This window comes from Paenibacillus sp. RC84, assembly GCF_041260495.1.
Lineage (GTDB): Bacteria > Bacillota > Bacilli > Paenibacillales > NBRC-103111 > Paenibacillus_F.
The window spans coordinates 175475-194065 of record NZ_JBGBYL010000004.1 but is presented as its reverse complement, the minus strand read 5'-3'; the positions used below and the strand labels follow the sequence as shown (position 1 = coordinate 194065).

Here is an 18591-nt window from a genome sequence, read left to right as displayed (position 1 = left end):
TCGCTTCCCCCGCTGTTTTCCGTTTAAACAGAATCAATTCCAAGCCTCTTTTCTTCAGAAAAGTGATGTCTGATTAAATCTTTTGGTCACGTAATTGGCTCCCAGCAGAAGCCCCAGGGCAATGACGGATTTGATGAGTCCGACCGCGGTCGCGTAAGAAAACCGGCTGTTTGCGATACCCATCTGATACACATAAACATCAATCACATTGCTAGCGCTTTCATTCAAGGAATTCCGAAGCACCAGAATCTGGTCGAAGTTGGAATTGAGCACACCGCTGATGGCGAGAATAAACAGAATCGTGATCGTTCCCTTAATCGACGGGAGCGTGATGGCCCGCATTTTCTGAAAACGCCCCGCCCCGTCCATCGTGGCCGCTTCGTAAAGTTCCGGGGAAACCCCGGCCATCGCCGCCAAATAAATGATCGCCGACCAGCCCAGCTCCTTCCAGATGTCGGTCGAAACGACAATGCCCCAGAAATAAGCCGGTTCGGCCAGATAGGCGACCGGTTCACGAAGAATTCCGAGTCCTTCCAGGAGCTTGTTGATCAATCCCGTATCCGCCAGCCAGGTGGACAAGATCCCGCCTAGAATGACCCAGGACAAAAAGTGCGGTAAATACGAGATCGTCTGAACCGTTTTTTTGAAGCGCACCGATCTCAATTCATTCAAAAAAAGAGCGAACAGGATCGGAAGCGGGAATCCGATGACCAGCTTGAGCAGACTCATTCCGAGTGTATTCCGGATGACGGGGAGCAAGTTCTCGTCCTCCAGGAAAGCCCGGAAGTGTTCGAATCCCACCCAGGGCGCCTCGGAGACGGGCTTAATGATGCTGAAATTTTTGAAGGCGATCAAAATCCCATACATGGGTATGTAGTTGAAAATGAGAATCCAGGCGACCCCGAGAAGGGCCATCGTCTGCAGCTGGCGCTGTTTGTAAAACAGGCGTATCCAGCCTGCCGCTCCCCGTTTGCTCTGGATTGCCGCCGGCGTACGGGAGCGATTGCTGGTTGGCAAGTATCCGCACCTCCTGTCGGTTAAAGTGGAAATCCCGGTTCCTTTATTGTACAGGGGGCGGATAGCGGTCATAAGGCCTCTTTTTTTTCATTGGGGATTAAAATTTCAGGTAACCGAACCCGAAGGACAGCCAAAAAAAGACATAAAAAAAGCGCCCTCCGGCACCGTTTCGGATCAAACTCGGAACAAACAGACACGTAAATAGGGACCCCGGTTATCCGTGATAATCGGCAGGTCCCTATGCTTGATTGAACGTATTCAATTGTCCGTTTACACTCCATTCTGCTTCATTCGTTTCCTGGGTTCCCGCATGCCTCCGCTTCGATTATTAAGGGCATGCTTCGCTAACTGGGTACAACGGATTCATCTCCCTTCCTGTAGTCTGGACTTCTCGTGGTTATGGTCCTATAGGGATCACCCCTGGCTGTCAAGTTGAAGTGGTTATGTCCTTATACCCATTTAAAATTTGTGTTCCTCCTTGGCTTTATCTTACCTCAAATATTAAACTATTGTAAATATTCAGAAAATATCGAAAATAGGCGAAAGAACCGTTTTACCGGTTTCATTCACCCTTTTTCTCGTATTTTCTAACATTTTCTAAGATTTTGTAAGCGTTTCAATGTTTCTTGCTTTGGCCGGAGTCAGACGCTCGAAAAACGAATTACGCAAAGGATTATGGGCGATTTGTATACCCAGCACATTCTCCAGATCCTTGAAATGAATAAACGCTTTGCGCGATTTTAAAAGAAGGGGATGTTTAAGCGGAATTTGTTTCCCTGCCGTTTCAATCGTTCCCGATTCCGGATCCAGCATGTAAGGCTTGCCATGAAGGTAGAACGTGATCGTACGGTCCTTGTTCCTGGTCATCGTGCCGCCCAGATCTTTCAGCGTGTCCCGCAGGGGCACGTAATTATAATCCTGGCTGAAGTCCGTCACATTGCGCTGGATAGTCCGGTTCAGGACCTGGGGCGTGATATCCGGGCTTCCGGCCGTGATGCGCGAAATCTGCATAGGATCGTCGGCTCTTGTCGTCATTTCACTGAGAACCGTGAAGCCGTACTTATACCCGACACTCTGAAGGAGCGAGGTAGCGCGGTCATCATAATAGCCGTAGGGATACGCGTAGGAATCGACTTCCTCTTCTCCCGCTTTTTTCAGTTTCTTCTTGCAGTCGAGGGCGTCGTTAACCACCCGCTTCTTATACTGTTCCTCCGTCTCCTGCTTGCCGTCCACCACAATGTTCGTCGTCAGCAAAGGTTTGCCGTTCTGTTTGTCGTGCATGCTGTCGGAATGACACTGACAGGAAATATTGGCGTCGCGATCCGTTGCGATCGTTCTCAGCTGCCGCTCGTCGAGAAAATGGAGCTTGCTCGCACGAGGGTCCGCCAGCGTTCCCGTGATCTCGAAATTAACGGCCGGAACCTGAAGCTCCTTCAGCACCGGATAAGCCTGGTCGTATAGACTTTCGTACCCGTCGTCGAACGTAACCAGGACGGCATTCTCCGGCACATTCCCGCCCGCCATAAAGCTTTTGAACTGCTGGAGCGTGATAAAGTGATAATTTTCTTTCTTCAGAAAAGTGAGCTGGCTGCGGAACAGCGCCGGTGTAATCGTGACGTTGCTCGTGTCCGTATCGCTGATGTGGTGATAAAGCAGGACGGCAACCTGGTCTTTGTAGGTAAAACGCGGAGCGCTCTGGCGCACCAGGTAAATCGATCCTGCAACGAGGAGAAGAGAAAGAAAAATTTTGAGTGCTTTCATCATACTGCTTATAACCCCTTTTTCAAAATAAAGAAGACTTTATAAGGTTCCATCTGTATCCGTCCGCTTCCTTCCGCGTTCGGCTTCGTAAAACATTAATTTTTTGTAACTTTTTTATCCAATTTATTCCATTATAAAAGATCCGCTTTTTCCGCCGCCCTCTTCCATTCAGGCGCTTCCCCTTACGGGTCAAACGCACAATCGCCCTCCCTCCCTTCGTCATATGTTGTAGGGTAATATCAATCAAATCAAGAGGAGTTGGATCGATATGGGATACGTTGGAGGAGTAGGAGCAGGAGTAGGTTGCGGCGTTGGTTACGGTGGACTTTTCACTAGCACGGCGGTAATTCTGGTTCTCTTCATTCTGCTGGTTATCGTTAGCCGCACGTTCCTGTACTAAGTTAACGAACGCACTTTAAACCGACCCGAATCAGCAGACGACCGTTCGAACAGGCGCTCTAGCAGGTGCCTGTTTGTTTTTTTCGCGCCTCCCCCGGCCGCACAACTATCCGGGATTTTTTTACATACACTGATAAGAACGATTGGAAATGAAAAAAGTTACCGGTATCCGCTGTTTATTCGATGAATACCGACTTTGTAAAAAGGGGTGTGTAATCCGATGCCTATTATGCGGGAGGTCGCTCATGCCATCCACAGCCTTTCCGAATGGCTGCTGGGAAACCAGGAAAAGGACGGAACGTGGAAATTTTGCTACGACAACGGAATTTCAACAAGCGCCTATCTGATTATTCTGCTCCGCACGCTGGAAACGGAAAATGCGGACGATGAGGCGCTGATCCGACGGCTGCACGACAGCATCGTCCGCACCCAGCAGCCCGACGGCTCCTGGAAGCTGTATGCCGACGAGAAGGACGGCAATTTGGCCGCAAGCGTAGAAGCCTATTACGCCCTGCTCTTCTCCGGCTATTCGGACGACAGCAGTCCGTCCCTGGTGAACGTCCGCGCTTTTATCCGCTCCCGGGGAGGGATCACCGGCGTTACGAACGTCCTGACACGCGTCATTCTGGCCGCAACCGGGCAGATTCCGTGGCCGGCGGCGTACTCGATCCCCCTGGAGTTCCTGCTCCTGCCGGCGTCGGCTCCCTTGAGCTTCTTCGATTTGTCCGCCTACGCGCGGGTTCATCTGGCGCCCGTTCTGCTGATGGCGGACCGCAACTTCTCCGTCCGTACGAGGCGGACACCGGACTTGTCCGCGCTGGGTGTACGCCGGGACGAGGACGGGAAGAGCGGCGACTCTTACGGGTCGGTGCCCGGCTCTTCCGCACAACCGGAACGCGGCCCGGGCGGGCTGCTGGCGGCCATCCAGGCGGGGATCTCGCAGCTCGCCGCCCTTCCCGGCCAGCTTCACGGGAGCGCGGTGAAGAAAGCCGAGCGGTTTATGCTCGAGCGGATCGAGCCCGACGGCACGCTGTACAGCTACGCCAGCAGCACGTGCCTGCTCGTCTTCGCGCTGCTCTCGCTCGGCTTCGAGCGCCGCCATCCGACTATCGAGCAGGCGGTAAGGGGCCTGAAGGCCATGCTGTGCGTATCCGAAGGCAGGCTGCTTATGCAGAACGCCCCGTCCACCGTATGGGATACGGCTCTGATCGCCTATGCGCTGCAAGAAGCGGGCGCCCGGCCGGAAGCTCCCGGAATCCGGAAGGCCGCTTCCTACCTGCTCGCCAAACAGCAGCGGAAGATCGGCGACTGGGGCCGGAAGGTTTCCCATCCGGTACCCGGAGGCTGGGGGTTCTCCCCCTCCAATACGCGAAATCCGGATGTGGACGATACGACAGCCGCTCTCCGCGCGGTTAAATTTCTACGCTCCGAAGGGACTGCCGGCCGGGAAGCATGGAACAGGGGCTTGTACTGGATCATGTCCATGCAGAACCAAGACGGCGGCTGGGCCGCTTTCGAGAAGGACACGGACGAAAAGTTGCTCACGCTCCTGCCCATGGAGGGCGCGAAGCATGCGGCAATCGATCCTTCTACGGCCGACTTGACAGGCCGGACGCTGGAATTTCTCGGCAGCACAGTAGGACTGGACGTTAAGCACGTCTGGATTCGAAGAGGGGCCGACTGGTTGGTCGCTAACCAGGAAAAGGACGGTTCCTGGTACGGGCGCTGGGGGATCTGCTACCTGTACGGAACGTGGGCGGCGCTGACGGGGCTGGCGGCAGTCGGCTTGAAGCCGGATCATCCCGCTGTTGCCAAAGGGGTACGCTGGCTCCTGAGCGTACAAAATCCCGACGGGGGCTGGGGAGAATCGTGCGCCAGCGACATTGTGGGCCGCTACGAAAGTCTCGGGGCCAGTACCCCGTCCCAAACCGCATGGGCCCTCGACGCGCTGATCGCGGTTCATCCCCGGCCGTCGGCGGCAATCGACCGGGGCATACAGAGACTCGTCGCCGCTCTAGGTGAGCGGGATTGGACTTCCTTATACCCGACAGGGGCGGGACTGCCGGGTAGCTTCTACAACACCTACGAAAGCTACCGGTACATCTGGCCGCTCCTTGCCCTCAGCCATTACCGCAATAAATACGGAGAGAAGTCCGTCAAACCCGAATAACCCGCCTGGTACATCAGGCGGGTGCTTCTCTGTCCTTCAAGATTGATCTTTGGAGGAATCCGGTCCTTTTACCTCCAACAAGTGCGTATACCGGTCGTACCGGCCGTCAAGCTCCTCGGCCATTTCGCGGTACTTCCGGGTTTCCTCGACCACGGGATCAGTCGTAGCCTGTATGCGGATTTCCGTCTTGGCCATGAGCCGTTTTCTCGCGGATTCCTCTCTGTCTTCTTCCTTCATCTCGCCTTCCGTCAGTTTGCGGACCAGCTGTTCTTCCATTTCTTTGGCATCCATCCCGGTACACTCCTTTCCTGAATCGTCCCCGTTCGGGAAGGGAACCTCTTCTTTTATAGTACCCGGTTAAAAGAGACCCTACACCACGCCGTCCCGACCGCGCAGCAGGAGCAGGCGAAGACCCTCTTCTTACGCAAAGAGAGCCTTTTGCCTGCCGCTATTTAATTGATTCCGTTCGCATACTGCTGGAAGACGGCTTTAACTCTTGAGGTGATATAGCCGCTCCCTCCTCTTCCTTTTACATCCTCGATCATCATCGACACGAGAAGCTGGGGATCGGCCGCATCGAAACCGACAAACCAGCCGTTCTCCTGGCCCTCTTCCCCTTTGCTCTTTTTAAGCTCGGCCGTGCCCGTTTTACCTGCGATAAGCTTGCCCGGTACAGCCGCTCCATGTCCCACGCCGCGCGGATCCTTGACCGCTTCGACAAGATCTTTTTTCAAAAGTTCAGCCGTTTCGGGCTTCATCGCCGATGGTTTCCAGTACTTCTCCTTGCCTTTGTCTTCCTTCAAAAGCGAAGGATAAATGATATTGCCCTGATTCACAAGCGCCGAGTAAGTCAGAGCGATGTGCAGGGAAGTCATGGTCACTTCGCCTTGTCCGTAACCGGAATCGGCCAGTTGAATATCGTTTGCGATCTGCTTGTTGTACAGCTGCGAGGTGTCGAACGCATACGGCAGCGGAAGCTTCTCGTTGATGCCGAATTTGGCGGAAGCCTCGGCAAACTTATCTTTTCCCAATTCCAGAGCGGCCTGGGCGAAATAAATGTTGTCGGAGTTCGTCAGCGCGCTCTGCAGATTGACCGGACTCGCATCATGCACCCGGGTTACGTAGTAGCTGCCCCAGGATGCGTCCTTCGTCCAGCGGAGCCCTTTGATCGGCTTCTGTTCGTCGGGGTTCAGCACCCCTCCGTCGATCGTCACCGCTGCTGTAAGCATTTTGAAAGCCGAACCGGGCGAGAAAGTTTTCGTAAAGCGGTTCAGGAACGGCTTCTTGGGGTCCTCGCTGAGTTGCTTATACTGCGTGCCTGATATTCCCTTCACAAAAGTGTTCGGATTGTACGACGGACTGCTCACGAGAGCGAGTATTTCGCCGGTAAGCGGCTGGATTGCGGCAGCCGATCCGGCATCTTTTTTCATCTGCTCGTAGACCAGCTTCTGGAGATTGGCGTCGATGCTTAGCGTCACGGTCTGACCCGGAACCATTTTTTTCTCGGCCAGTGTATCTTTCTCGGTGCCGTCGGCCCCCGTAATGAAGATTTTATAACCGGGCTGGCCCTTGAGCTGCTTCTCGTAAATCTGCTCCAGCCCCGCCTTGCCGATTACGTCGCCCGTACGGTAGCCTTCGCTCTGAAGCTTTTTCAGCTCCTCCGCGCTGATCTGTCCGATATATCCGGTCAAGTGAGCCGCCGCTTCGTCAAACGGATAGGTCCGGATTTCTTTGCTGCTGAACGTGACGCCGGGGAGCTTCGTGTAAGCTTCGGTTTCGCCGTCCTGAATGTACGCGAGCGGAACGAACGATTCCGGCTTCACCCAGGATGCCGACAGCTTCTGGTTGATCTCCTCCACCTTCATCCCCAGCTTACCGGCCAGCTTCGCTTTGGTCTGCTCCGCCGCATCGCCCAGCTTGCCCGGTACGACCCCGATTTGCTTGGCCGGGCCGTTGTAGGCGAGCTTGTTGCCGCGCCTGTCCACGATTTCGCCCCGCACTGCTTCGGTGCTCTGGACTCTTACTTTATCCCCGTCCTTCAATTGGGGGAACAGGTAGGAAGGCGACCAATCGACCTGCCAGACGGTGTCTTTCTCCTTCTTGCCCTTCACCAGATGGGCGGTCTGGTCGAATTTTACCGGGCCGGCGAGCGTGTTCAGCTCCACATGAAACGGGACGGAAACCTCGTCCTTATTCTTGACCGGTTTTTGCAGTTCTTCCGGAAAAGCCGGTTTGACGGTCAAATCCGTCATTTCAATCCCTTTATAGACGCTTTCGTATTTTTTGACGAAATCGTCTTTGCTGATTTTAGTCTGGGACGCCGGTGACAGCTTGTCGTACATCGCTTCGTAATTGAGTGCTTGCCAGCCGCTCACATAGGCCTCGAAAGCGTGCTGCGGCGTTTCTTCCTGACTGCAGGCCGGCAAAAGCAGCAGAAGGAGGATGCCTCCGATTCCCGCCAGCGTCTTTCCGTTTCTTATCATGAGATCGCCCCCTGAATGTTCAAATGCTTCGGTTGCTCCGGTTCCCTTCCCGTTTCCTTCGTGATTCGCATTTGCGTATTGGCGTCGGTCAGTTCCAGAGCTTCATGCTGCGCAGGACTTCTCCCGCGATTTTACGGGCTGCGCTGCCGTTTGCCTTCATATCCGCCTCTATATTAAGGGCAAACACATACTCCTGCCCCTCCTTCTCAAGGTGACCCACGAACCAGCCCTGCACATCGTTGCGGGGTTCCGTCATCACCCTGACTCCTTCACATTCCGTATCCTTCTATCATACCGCACCCGTACAAAAAAATCAGGTCCTCCCGCTTCGCGGAAGAACCCGATTCCCGATCTTGCGAGCCTCTTCGGACGCAGCCGGCTCGTTAGCTTCGTTTATTCTACCCGCATCCGGAGAGTGGACTCGCCGAGGGCGACTTCCTCCATACCTTCCGCGTTCTCGTAACGGATCGTGCTGACCAGCACGTTATCGCGGAGTACCTGTTCGTACCGCAGTAAGGCCTCTTTAAGCTGCGGATCGGCATCCAGCACAAGGGTGATGCGCCGGTCAATCGGCAGATCCAGCTTTTTGCGGTAATCCTGAACGGCGCGGACGACCTCGCGGACGGCCCCTTCCTGCTTGAGCGCTGCGGTCACTTCCGTATTCAGGGCAACGGTAAGGCCGTAGCCGGATGCGGAAGCGAACCCCGGCTTCGCCGTTTTTTCCACGAGCAGTTCATCCAGCGTCAGGTGGACGCTTTCCCCTTGCACCTCCGTATCCAAAGCACCCCGGCCGACCGCTGCAGCAGCTGCTTCCGGAGAAAGATTTTTCAAATAACCTTGCAGGGGACCGACCAATTTGCCGTATTTTTTGCCGGCCGCTTTCAGGTTGAGCTTCAAAGCAAACTGGACGAAACCGGCATCGCTTTGCTCCAGACGAACTTGCTTCACATTGATTTCTTCCTGGATGATCGCTTCAAAACGGTCCAGCGCGAACTCGCGGTCAAGCGAAATCAGAAGCTCCGACAACGGCTGGCGGGTCTTAATCGCCGTTTCGTTGCGGACGCTGCGGGCCAGTTCGACGATCTGCCGAGCCGTCTCCATCTCGCTTTCCAGCGCGGTATCGACGGCGGCTTCGTCCGCTTTCGGATAGTCGGCCAGATGCACGCTGCCTTTCCCTCCGAGATTGCCGTATACGTCTTCGGCGATCAGCGGAGCGTACGGCGCGATCATCCGCGCCAGTGTGAGCAGAACTTCGTGGAGCGTCTGATACGCCTCCACTTTGTCTTCCGGCATGCCGCTTCCCCAGAAACGGTCCCGCGAACGCCGGATATACCAGTTGCTCAGCTCATCCACGAACACCTCGATCTGCTTCGCCGGATTAAGGAAGTCGTTCGCGTCCAGTCCTTTGACGACACTTGCGAGCGTGCTGTTCAGCCGCGACAAAATCCAGCGGTCCAGCTCATTACGCGGCGGTTTCCGCTCGAACGAACCCGGATCAAAGCCGTCGATATCGGCATACAAGGCAAAGAACGCATGCGTATTGTGAATCGTATCGATGATCTTCGATTTTGCTTCCGCGACGATCTGCTTGGAGAAACGTTTGCTGTTCCAGGGGGCACTGTCCGACAGAAGCGCCCAGCGGAACGCATCCGTCCCGAACTCTTCGATAATGTCCCACGGGTCGAGGACATTGCCTTTGCTCTTGGACATTTTCAGCCCGTTCTCATCCAGCACATGCCCCGTTGAAATGACCGCCTTGTACGGCGCCCGGCCGTTATACAGCGTAGAAACCGCCAGCAGGCTGAAAAACCATCCGCGCGTCTGGTCGATGCCTTCGCAGATCATATCGGCCGGATACTGCTCGTTGAACGTCTTCTCGTCTCCGAACGGATGGTGATACTGGGCGAACGGCATCGAGCCGCTGTCGAACCAGACGTCGATCACTTCCGGCGTTCTTTCCATCACCCCGCCGCACGAACAGCGAAGCTTGACGTCATCCACGTACGGCTTATGAAGCTCAAGACTCTCATCCACGGGATCGACGGCACGATCACGCAGCTCTTGGTGGCTTCCCGGAGCAAATTCCTCTCCGCAATCCCCGCATACCCATACGTTAAGGGGAGTTCCCCAGTACCGGTTGCGGCTGATATTCCAGTCCACCAGCTCCTCCAGGAATTTCCCGAAACGGCCTTCACGGAGATGGCCCGGATACCAGCTCACTTCGTTGTTGTTCGCGATAAGCTGGTCCTTGACAGCCGTCGTCCGGATAAACCAGCTTTCCATCGCGTAGTAAAGCAGCGGCGACTTGCAGCGCCAGCAGAACGGATAGCTGTGCTCGTAACGTTCTTTGGAGAAGAGCAGTCCGCGTTCAGACAACTTTTTCACGATATCGACGTCGCAATCTTTCACAAAACGGCCCGCGAAATCGGTAATTTCCGCGGCATAGGTGCCGTCCTGCTTCACGACATGGACGAAGTCGATCCCATGCTGACGTGTGGTGCGGTAATCGTCTTCCCCGTGCGCGGGCGCGATATGCACGATCCCGGTTCCGCTCGCATCGCTGACATAATCGGCGTCTACGACCAGATGGCCTTTGTTCAGCTTCAAATAGCCGAAAGGCGGCTCATATGCGGTTCCGACGAACTCGGCCCCTTTATGCACGGAGAGGACCTCCGCTTCGCCTCCGAACACCTTGTCGGCGAGATTCTGCGCCGTCACGTACACGTCTCCGTTATGTTTCACTTTGACATAATCGAGATCTTTGTTTACCGCCAGCGCCACGTTCGCCGGAAGCGTCCAGGGGGTCGTCGTCCATGCGAGAAAATATTCGTCCGCGGCTTTGCTCTTGAACTTGACCGTGGCACTCAGATCTTTGACGTCTTCGTAGCCCTGCGCCACTTCGTGCGAGCTTAGCGTCGTCTGGCAGTCGGGGCAGTACGGGCTGACACGATGACCCTTATACAGAAGCCCTTTCTTGTGAATGGTCGACAGCACATGCCAGACGCTCTCGATGTAATCGTTCGTCAGCGTCACGTACGGATGCTCCATATCGGTCCAGTAAGCGATGGCTTCTGTCAGCTCGCGCCACTGTTTTTCGTATTCGAACACGCTGTTCTTGCACGTTTCCACAAACTTGGCCACACCGTATTCCTCGATCTCCTGCTTGCCCGATATGCCCAGCTGCTTCTCTACGCCCAGCTCGACCGGCAGTCCGTGCGTATCCCAGCCGGCCTTGCGGATGACGCGGTAGCCCGACATCGTTTTGTAGCGGCCGATAAAATCTTTGATGACCCGGCCGAGCACATGCCCGATATGCGGCTTGCCGTTAGCGGTAGGCGGACCTTCGTAAAAAACGAAGTTCGGCTTGCCTTCCCGGTTCTCGATCGACCGACGAAACGTATCGTCGGACCTCCACTGGTTCAGGACCCGCAGTTCCCGGGTTCTTGCTTTTTCTTTGACATCGACTTTGTTCATGTTCCGTCATCCTTTCCGGCTACGTTTCTTAAAACAACAAAAAAATCCCGTCCCGTAAGGGACGAGATTGTATCTCGCGCTACCACCCTTGTTCCGCCAAAGCCTTGTGGATAAAAGCTGTGCGGCACCTCATCTGCGTACGATCATACGCGTCCCTTGTAACGGCGGGATCCCGGGTCAGCTTACTAGCCTGCTTCAGCTTTCCTTCTCGGAGAGGATTTTCTGCTCATTCTTGTCCATTGGCTTTCAGCGCGGGGCCAACTCTCTGGGGAACAAGGGATCAGCGTACTCGTTCTCGTCAATGAATTTCTCGGTTTCATTTTCAGATATTTCATTTTTACAGCATTTTCGGTAAAATGTCAACCCGCTTTTGTCCTTCGGCGCTGCGGCGGTAATTTCGTTGTCCCGCTCTTTTTTACCTGGCTTCCCCATCCGGCACTTGTATGACTTTCCATAAGGAGGTAGTCTGGAATAGAAAAATCAATCGGACTTCTATTTGATGAGGTGGTGCTTGCATGAATGTCGAAGCTTATTTGAAAAGAATGGACACGAGCCGTCCGGCCAAGCCGGATCTGGCTGCCCTGAAGGAGCTTCAGCGTCAGCATATGCTTCACGTGCCTTTTGAAAATCTGGACGTAATCCGTCAAACGCCGATCACGCTGGACATCGCTTCCTTTTATGAAAAGGTGGTCGGGCGCCGCCGCGGAGGCTTCTGTTACGAGCTCAACGGACTTTTCAGCACACTTCTCAAGGACCTTGGTTTCAAGGTGCGCCTGATTGCGGCTACCGTCGCCAAGCCGGACGGAACTTGGGGGATGCCTGAAAGCCATGCGACCATTCTGGCGGAACTGGACCGGTCCTACCTGATCGACGTCGGCTTCGGCGACTCCGCCCGCTCCCCTGTTCCGCTGGACGGGACACCGGTGGAGGATGTAAGCGGCGTTTACCGGGCAGCGAAAGTGGCGGAAGCGGACGACCTGTACGATCTCCAGCGTGCCGGCGAAGACGGGGCCTGGAGTGCGCTGTATCGCTTCTCGACGGCGCCCCGCTCCCTGGAGAGCTTTGCCGAAGCGTGCACGTTCAACCAGACGTCCCCCGAGTCCCATTTTACGCAGAAGCTGCTTGCGACAAAAGCGACCGTGACGGGACGGGTGACGATTTCGGGCGACCAGCTGATCGAGACGGACGGTGACGTCAAAAGCAGACAGCCGCTGGCCCCGGAGGAACTGGAAAAGACGCTGATCAGCCGTTTAGGCCTGTCCGTCTGATAGACGGAAAGCCGGTCTGCTCGCATAGAGCGGACCGGTTTTTGGGTGCTGCATTCCGCTTCAGCGCTCTTCCGGACCGGCTTCTTCCTGCCGGCGTTCCCCAGCTGCGACTTGAAGGCGTGCCGCTTCTTTGTTAAAGCGCCGCAAGCTTGTTTCTCAGCTGCTCCGCCGCAAACATTCCTTCCGCGTCGTGCAGGACATCACCCGGTTTATTCCCTTTGCCGAGGATATAGCCTTCGAAACGGATGCCCATAAAGTCGAAAATATACTGAAACTGCTGAATCATCGGCAGTCCCTTGATTTCCGGCAGGTCGCCTCCGACTGCGATGACGTAGGCCTTTTTGGCGGCCATCGTTTTTTTGAAATCCGGGTAGTCCCCGTCCCTCATCATCTGCGACCAGCGGTCCACGAAGTTTTTCATGATCCCCGACATGCTGTACCAGTACACCGGTGTCGCAAAAATAAGAACGTCCGCGGCAAGTACCCGGTCGATCACTTCTTTGTAATCGTCGTTCATCTCCGGAAATCCCTCTTCCGCATGACGCCCGTCGATAATCGCCCGGATTGTGTAAGTGTTAAGCTGAATCCGGTCGACTGTCAGACCTTTGACGGCTTCCTCCGTCAGCTGCTCCGTATTTCCATCGGGACGTGTTCCCCCGTAAATGACTGCGATTGACATGGCTGCGTTCACTCCTCGGTTCGATAAGTCGGCAGGCTCGTGCCCGTCCGCAGTGCGGGCGGGGGATGCCTCGTTCTCTTCATTTCGTGATTTGTTCCGGTGTTTCAGGGCTTGCCGGACACTACCCTCTCATTTTACAATAAAGAGAACGATCACCAAAGACGATTATTTCGATGTCATCAAGCAACTTTTTCGATGAAAGAGAGAAGCAGCGATGGAAACCAAACAACTTCTGACGTTTAAAACCGCCGCCGAGAACCTGAATTTTACCCAGACGGCCCGGATGCTTAATTTTGCCCAATCCAGTGTGACCGCGCAAATCAAAGCGCTGGAATCCGAGCTTGGGGCCCCCTTGTTCGAACGGCTCGGCAAACGGCTCGTTTTAACGGAAGCGGGGCGCCAGTTTAAATTGTACGCCGACAAAATCATTACCCTGACGGAAGAGGCCAAACATACCGTCCGCGGGGACGAAGAACAGGCCGGAACGCTTGTGATAGGCGCCCAGGAAAGCCAGTGCACGTACCGTCTTCCCGCTTTGCTCAAAGAATTTAAAGCCCGCTTTCCGAATGTGAAGATCGTGTTCCGGCCTTCGAATTCGGATGCTCATGCCAGGGAGCAGCTGCTGGAAGGCGTTCTTGATATCGCCTTTATCATGGACAGCTGCAAGCCGCGGGAAGCACTGCATATCGAAACGCTGATCCGGGAGGAGCTCAAAATCGTCGCCTCGCCCGATCATCCGCTCGCGGACGTGAAGAACCTGACGCCGAAGGATCTGGAGCACGAAACGTTCCTGCTGACGGAAGCCGGCTGTTCCTACCGGACCATCCTGGAGCGGTCCTTCAGCTCCGTATCCGTCTATCCGCTAAACAAATTCGAGTTTGCAAGCATCGAAGCTATCAAGCAGTGCGTCATGTCCGGACTCGGAATCGCTATTCTGCCCGGCATGGTTGTAGCCGCAGACCTGCGTGAAGGGAAGCTGACCGAGCTGGCTTGGAAAGCGCCCGAAGACGCGTTGTTCACCCAAATCGCCTGGCACAAGGACAAATGGATGACGCCTCCCCTGCTGGCTTTTATCGAGCTGACACGGAAAGTTTTCCATGCCGGTGAGATGGTTCCGGAGCACAAACCCGAAGCGAAGCCGGCGGAAGAAACCCTCACTTCCTGACGGCGAAAACGCGCATAACCTGCGCGGCCGTCTGTTCCAGCAGCTCCGGAGTGCGGCGCATCGCCTCTTCGAGGGTCATCGGCCCGTTTACGAGGCTGAACACGGCCGTGACTCCCTGCCCGTAAAGCTCCTCGATCCCTTCGCCCACGGACCCGGCCAGAACCACGGCCGGCACGCCGTGCTTCGCGGCCAGCCCGGCGACTCCGGCCGGCGTCTTGCCCCTTGCCGTCTGGGAATCTGTGCGGCCTTCTCCGGTAAGGACCAGATCGGCTCCCTTGACCGCCGCCTCCAGTCCCGTAACCGCGGAGACGACCGAGAAGCCCGATTCCAGCCTGGCATTCAAGAAAGCGAGAATGCCCCCGGCCAAACCGCCCGCCGCTCCCGCTGCAGGCAGCCCGTGCAGGGCCGTGCCGGTAGCTTCCCGGATCACATCCGCAAAGCGGGCCAGGTTGCTCTCCAGCCGGTCGACCATGTCCGGCGCCGCTCCTTTCTGGGGCCCGAAAACGGCGGATGCGCCGTGAGGACCCGTGAAGGGGTTGGTCACGTCGCACGCCAGCGTAAAGGTGCAGCGGGCCAGCCGCTTGTCGAGGCCGTCCGCGGAAATACCGGCGACCTCGCCCAGCGCTCCTCCGCTTGCTCCCGCCGCGAGAGGCCTGCCTCCGCTGTCGAGCAGCTCCGCGCCCAGGGCCTGGAGCATCCCCGCTCCTCCGTCGTTGGTGGCGCTTCCGCCCAGGCCGAGTATAAAATGGCGGCATCCTTCATCCAGCGCAGCCGCAATCAGCTGCCCGAATCCGTACGTGGACGTCAGCAGCGGGTTCCGTTCGGATTCTTCCAGCAAATAGAGCCCCGACGACTTGGCCATCTCGATGACCCCGGTCCTGCCGTCACCGAGAATACCGAAGACGGCGGATATGTCACGGCCCAGCGGGTCCTTCACGACGGCGCGAACCATCCGGCCTTTAGAAGATTCCATGAGACATTCCAAGGTCCCTTCGCCGCCGTCCGCCATCGGAATAACGGAGGTCGTGAAGTTCCCGATGCCTGCCCGGCGAACGCCTCTTTCGATGGCAAGCCCCGCTTCCTTGGAGGACAGGCTGCCTTTATAGGAATCCGGCGCAATGACGATTTTCAAAGGAAATCGCTCCTTTTCCTTGTAGTGGCTGTTACACTCTCTTGCCGTACCGGCCGCAGCGGGCTGATTTTGTTTGGCGCCAGAAATCTTCCCGGGAGCAGTCGGGCTTCTTCCGTTTCAATTGCGTGACGCTAAAAGACGGCTGCGGAATCTCCTACCGAAAATTGTTGCATGTCCGGCCCGGCTTCGTCAATTACCCCAACCGCGTCGTACTCTGCCGTAAAAGAAGGTGTCGGCGAAGTCCGAACAGGTTATGAACGAAAGTGTCCGGGTTAGAATGAATTCTAAGTCGAGCGCTGCATGCAAAGCAGGCCATAAAAAAACAGCCCGGCCTAAAGGCCGGACTGCTGTTTACGCTTGGTTTCGTTACGGAAGCATCTTCACATACTCGCCGTAAACGTAAGCGATGGTTCCTTTATAGGATACTTTCACCCAGCCGTAGCTGGTGCCGAGCACTTCCAGAATCGTCCCTTTCGGTACGGCGGTAATGATTTTCGCTGTCGCGGACGCCTTTGTCCGCACATTCAGGAAGTAGGACGTCACCTGGGCCTGCTTCTTAACGGCCGGCTTCGGTTTTGGTTCCGGTTTTGGTTCCGGTTTTGGTTCCGGTTTTGGCTCAGGCTTCGGTTCCGGCTTAGGCTGAGGCGCGGTCGGTTCTCCGCTGCCGTTTCCGGCCGCTTTAACCGCCGCGTTCAGCTTGCGGTAAAATTCGCCTTTGGTCTGAACGCCGTCGAACAGGCTTCCGTCCACTTTGGCTTTTCCGGCAAGAGCGGCGATTTCTTCTTTCGTGACGGCGTCCAGGATATTGATGGACTCCACGTTTGTGTACTTGCCGTCTTCCGTCTTCGGTACCGACAGGATACCCGAATTGATCAGCTCGACCACATCGGCCCGCTCGGGGGAAGTCGTGTCCACGCCGATAATTTTCCAGTTGTTCTGGACTTTCGGCTCGTAGACCCCGTTCTTCACTTCTTTCAGGTAAGCGATCGCGCGGCTGCGGATCGTACCGCCCATCTCACCGAAAGCGGACGCGTCTTTCGACGACCAGAGCTGCTCGAAGTTGCGGCCTTCCAGAGCGCCGCCTTTCGCTTTCAGCGCGTCCATCCGGTAAGCGTTCATGCCCAGCTTCAAGCTGTCTTCCGGCCGGATGGCAGTGCCGTCCATTTTACGCAGATTCGTAATGCGGCTGCCGTAAGGCTTCGTCAAATCGATGTCATACTTGACCCCGCCGAAGAAATCGTTCGTACTGTATTTGGACGCGCGGCGTTTTTTGTCGAAGCTGACGGTCACGTCGCCCGGCCGGGTGGAATTGAAATACCCTACCGCCCATTCCATGTAATCCTTCACATCTTTGCCCGTTACTTTATAGACCGTAATTTCGCCGAGAGCGAACTGGTAGTTGTACGCGATATCCTTCTTCTTGATCGGCCCGATATCCAAACGCGCCTTGTCGTTGTCGATCTGGTGCGCGACTACGTCAGCCTTGCTGTAATGCAGCATCACTTCGCTGAAAAAGTCCGATAAAGGCGTCTCCTGGATTTGTACGCTCGGAATGCCTTCAATCTCGTTCTTCGGAACGAGGTTCATCCCTTTGAGCTGCGCCACTTCGATATTGGCGTCCGCCCGCGCAAAGTCGTGAAACGGCTTCAGCGTTTTTTCCAGCTCGGGATCGGAAACGGCTGTAACCCCGCTTGCGTCTTTGACAGGAAGAGCGGCCGCTTTCTTGTCCTTAAGGACCATTTTACCGTCCTTCTCCGTAAAGGTCAGGTCGATCCGGGAAACATGGGTGCCGTACTTGTCCGGTTCGGCGATAAGAACGCCGTTAACGGTCTCCGATTTGACCAGTTTGTGCATATGGCCGGCAAAGATAGCGGCCAGTTCCGGGTTCGCATTGGCGACGTCCGCAACACCGGTTCCCGGCACGCCGTTCTCGTTCTCGATCCCCATGTGCATGAGGCCGATCATCACGTCGACTTTGCCTTCCAGCTCTTTTACGGCTTTCTTCGTCTCTTCCACCGGGTTTTTGAACTGGATTCCGTCCAGGTGGTCGGTTCCCTTCTCGAACTCGGCTGTCATGGGGGTGTCCATCCCGATAATGCCGATTTTCACGCCCGCTTTTTCGATAATGGTATACGCCGGGAGAAATCTGTCCCCGTTGTCTTTGTAAATATTGCCGCCGAGCATTTGTCCTTTGTACTGCGAAGTAATCTTTTTGAATACGTCGAGCCCGAAATTAAATTCATGGTTGCCCATGACCCAGGCATCGTAATTCATTTCATTCATGGCGACCATCATAGGAGACTTCGGCTGGTCGTTGAACAGCTCCGCGGAGTTGTCCTGAATCATGTCCCCGGCATCTACGAGAACCGTGTTCGGATTCTCCTGCCGCACTTTTTTGATCATGGTGAAAAGCTGGGTCAGACTTCCGTTCGTGTTGGGCCCGTCCAGCGCATAATCCCACGGCATGAATCGTCCGTGAATGTCCGAGGTTCCCAGAATGGAAATCTCCGTGTCGGCCTTCGCCGGTTTAGCCGGTTCAGCCGTTTCCGCCGCAGCCCGGCCGCTTGTGAAAACGGTTCCGAATAATAGCATAGCGGATACAGTCAGACTCACTGCTTTCTTTGCCTTCATGATGACTCTCCCCTTCGGTGGTGGTAAAGTTGGCGGCCGCTTCCGATTTAGAAACAGCCTCTGCTTCCCGTAAAAGGCTATGCCAAAATTTACTGCCTTTTTGAAACATAGTTCCGATTTTACAACAGAAGCGGCGATTTGAATATGATTTTATTTACGAAACCTTTACAATTGTTTTTCATAGTGTCTCAGGAGTCCCGAATTAACGGCAAAAAACCACAGAGCCCCGATAGCCCTGCGGTTTTCGTTGTGTAAATCGGCCTTGCGAATCGCTGTGCATATATACTGCACGCCAGCAACCCGCCCGGTCTCAGACAACAGTTCGGTTGACGCCCGAAAACGGTTCGAAGCCTTGATTTTTTCGGCTTCCTCTTGCGCGTTTCCAGCCCGCCGATCCGGCCGATTCGGCAGC

13 protein-coding genes and 1 other annotated feature are annotated in these 18591 nt (G+C 55.5%); of the genes, 4 read left to right on the top strand and 9 right to left on the bottom strand.

Annotation, left to right across the window (positions count from 1 at the left end; all coding sequences use genetic code 11):
* Window positions 1-54: 54 nt before the first annotated feature.
* Complete coding sequence (locus ABH899_RS11155; protein ID WP_369996490.1) at window positions 55-981, bottom strand: ABC transporter permease; 927 nt, start codon at window positions 979-981, stop codon at window positions 55-57.
* Window positions 982-1614: 633 nt separating this feature from the next.
* Window positions 1615-2781, bottom strand: coding sequence for a polysaccharide deacetylase family protein (locus ABH899_RS11150; RefSeq protein ID WP_369996156.1), 1167 nt, complete (start codon window positions 2779-2781; stop codon window positions 1615-1617).
* A 265-nt stretch (window positions 2782-3046) separates the two neighbouring features.
* On the opposite strand from ABH899_RS11150, the gene ABH899_RS11145 reads away from it, so the two are divergent.
* Window positions 3047-3178 (top strand): YjcZ family sporulation protein, encoded by a 132-nt coding sequence (locus tag ABH899_RS11145; RefSeq protein WP_369996154.1) that lies wholly within the window; start codon window positions 3047-3049, stop codon window positions 3176-3178.
* A 219-nt stretch (window positions 3179-3397) separates the two neighbouring features.
* Window positions 3398-5347 carry a terpene cyclase/mutase family protein gene (locus tag ABH899_RS11140; protein ID WP_369996153.1) on the top strand — a complete coding sequence of 650 codons (1950 nt, stop codon included), beginning with the start codon at window positions 3398-3400 and terminating at the stop codon, window positions 5345-5347.
* A gap of 36 nt (window positions 5348-5383) precedes the next feature.
* Here the strand turns inward: ABH899_RS11140 and ABH899_RS11135 are convergent, their stop codons facing one another.
* The 4 genes from ABH899_RS11135 to ileS form a co-directional block, all read right to left on the bottom strand.
* Window positions 5384-5638: a hypothetical protein gene (locus ABH899_RS11135; RefSeq protein WP_009673631.1), complete on the bottom strand. Its 255-nt coding sequence runs from the start codon at window positions 5636-5638 to the stop codon at window positions 5384-5386.
* Window positions 5639-5799: 161 nt separating this feature from the next.
* Window positions 5800-7830, bottom strand: coding sequence for a penicillin-binding transpeptidase domain-containing protein (locus tag ABH899_RS11130; RefSeq protein ID WP_369996151.1), 2031 nt, complete (start codon window positions 7828-7830; stop codon window positions 5800-5802).
* An 88-nt stretch (window positions 7831-7918) separates the two neighbouring features.
* Window positions 7919-8086 carry a penicillin-binding transpeptidase domain-containing protein gene (locus tag ABH899_RS11125; protein ID WP_369996149.1) on the bottom strand — a complete coding sequence of 56 codons (168 nt, stop codon included), beginning with the start codon at window positions 8084-8086 and terminating at the stop codon, window positions 7919-7921.
* A 137-nt stretch (window positions 8087-8223) separates the two neighbouring features.
* Complete coding sequence (gene ileS / locus ABH899_RS11120; RefSeq protein WP_369996147.1) at window positions 8224-11304, bottom strand: isoleucine--tRNA ligase; 3081 nt, start codon at window positions 11302-11304, stop codon at window positions 8224-8226.
* A gap of 54 nt (window positions 11305-11358) precedes the next feature.
* Window positions 11359-11615 (bottom strand) — a binding site (T-box leader).
* A 204-nt stretch (window positions 11616-11819) separates the two neighbouring features.
* Between ileS and ABH899_RS11115 the strand changes: the two genes are divergently transcribed.
* A complete protein-coding gene (locus tag ABH899_RS11115) occupies window positions 11820-12572 on the top strand; it encodes an arylamine N-acetyltransferase family protein (protein ID WP_369996146.1) in 753 nt (250 codons plus the stop codon).
* A 133-nt stretch (window positions 12573-12705) separates the two neighbouring features.
* Here the strand turns inward: ABH899_RS11115 and ABH899_RS11110 are convergent, their stop codons facing one another.
* Entirely contained in the window at window positions 12706-13251 is a 546-nt protein-coding gene (locus ABH899_RS11110; protein WP_009673647.1) for a flavodoxin family protein, read from the bottom strand.
* Between the two features lie 214 nt (window positions 13252-13465).
* On the opposite strand from ABH899_RS11110, the gene ABH899_RS11105 reads away from it, so the two are divergent.
* On the top strand, window positions 13466-14416 hold the full coding sequence (locus ABH899_RS11105; RefSeq protein WP_369996144.1) for a LysR family transcriptional regulator: 951 nt from the start codon (window positions 13466-13468) through the stop codon (window positions 14414-14416).
* On the opposite strand, the gene ABH899_RS11100 is transcribed toward ABH899_RS11105, so the two are convergent.
* The gene (locus ABH899_RS11100) at window positions 14406-15548 is read right to left on the bottom strand and encodes a glycerate kinase (RefSeq protein WP_369996142.1); all 1143 of its coding nucleotides are present in this window, start codon (window positions 15546-15548) and stop codon (window positions 14406-14408) included. The two genes, ABH899_RS11105 and ABH899_RS11100, sit on opposite strands and share 11 nt — an antisense overlap.
* 366 nt (window positions 15549-15914) lie before the next feature.
* Window positions 15915-18140, bottom strand: a complete 2226-nt coding sequence (locus tag ABH899_RS11095; RefSeq protein WP_369996489.1) for a 5'-nucleotidase C-terminal domain-containing protein — start codon at window positions 18138-18140, stop codon at window positions 15915-15917.
* Between the last annotated feature and the right edge of the window lie 451 nt (window positions 18141-18591).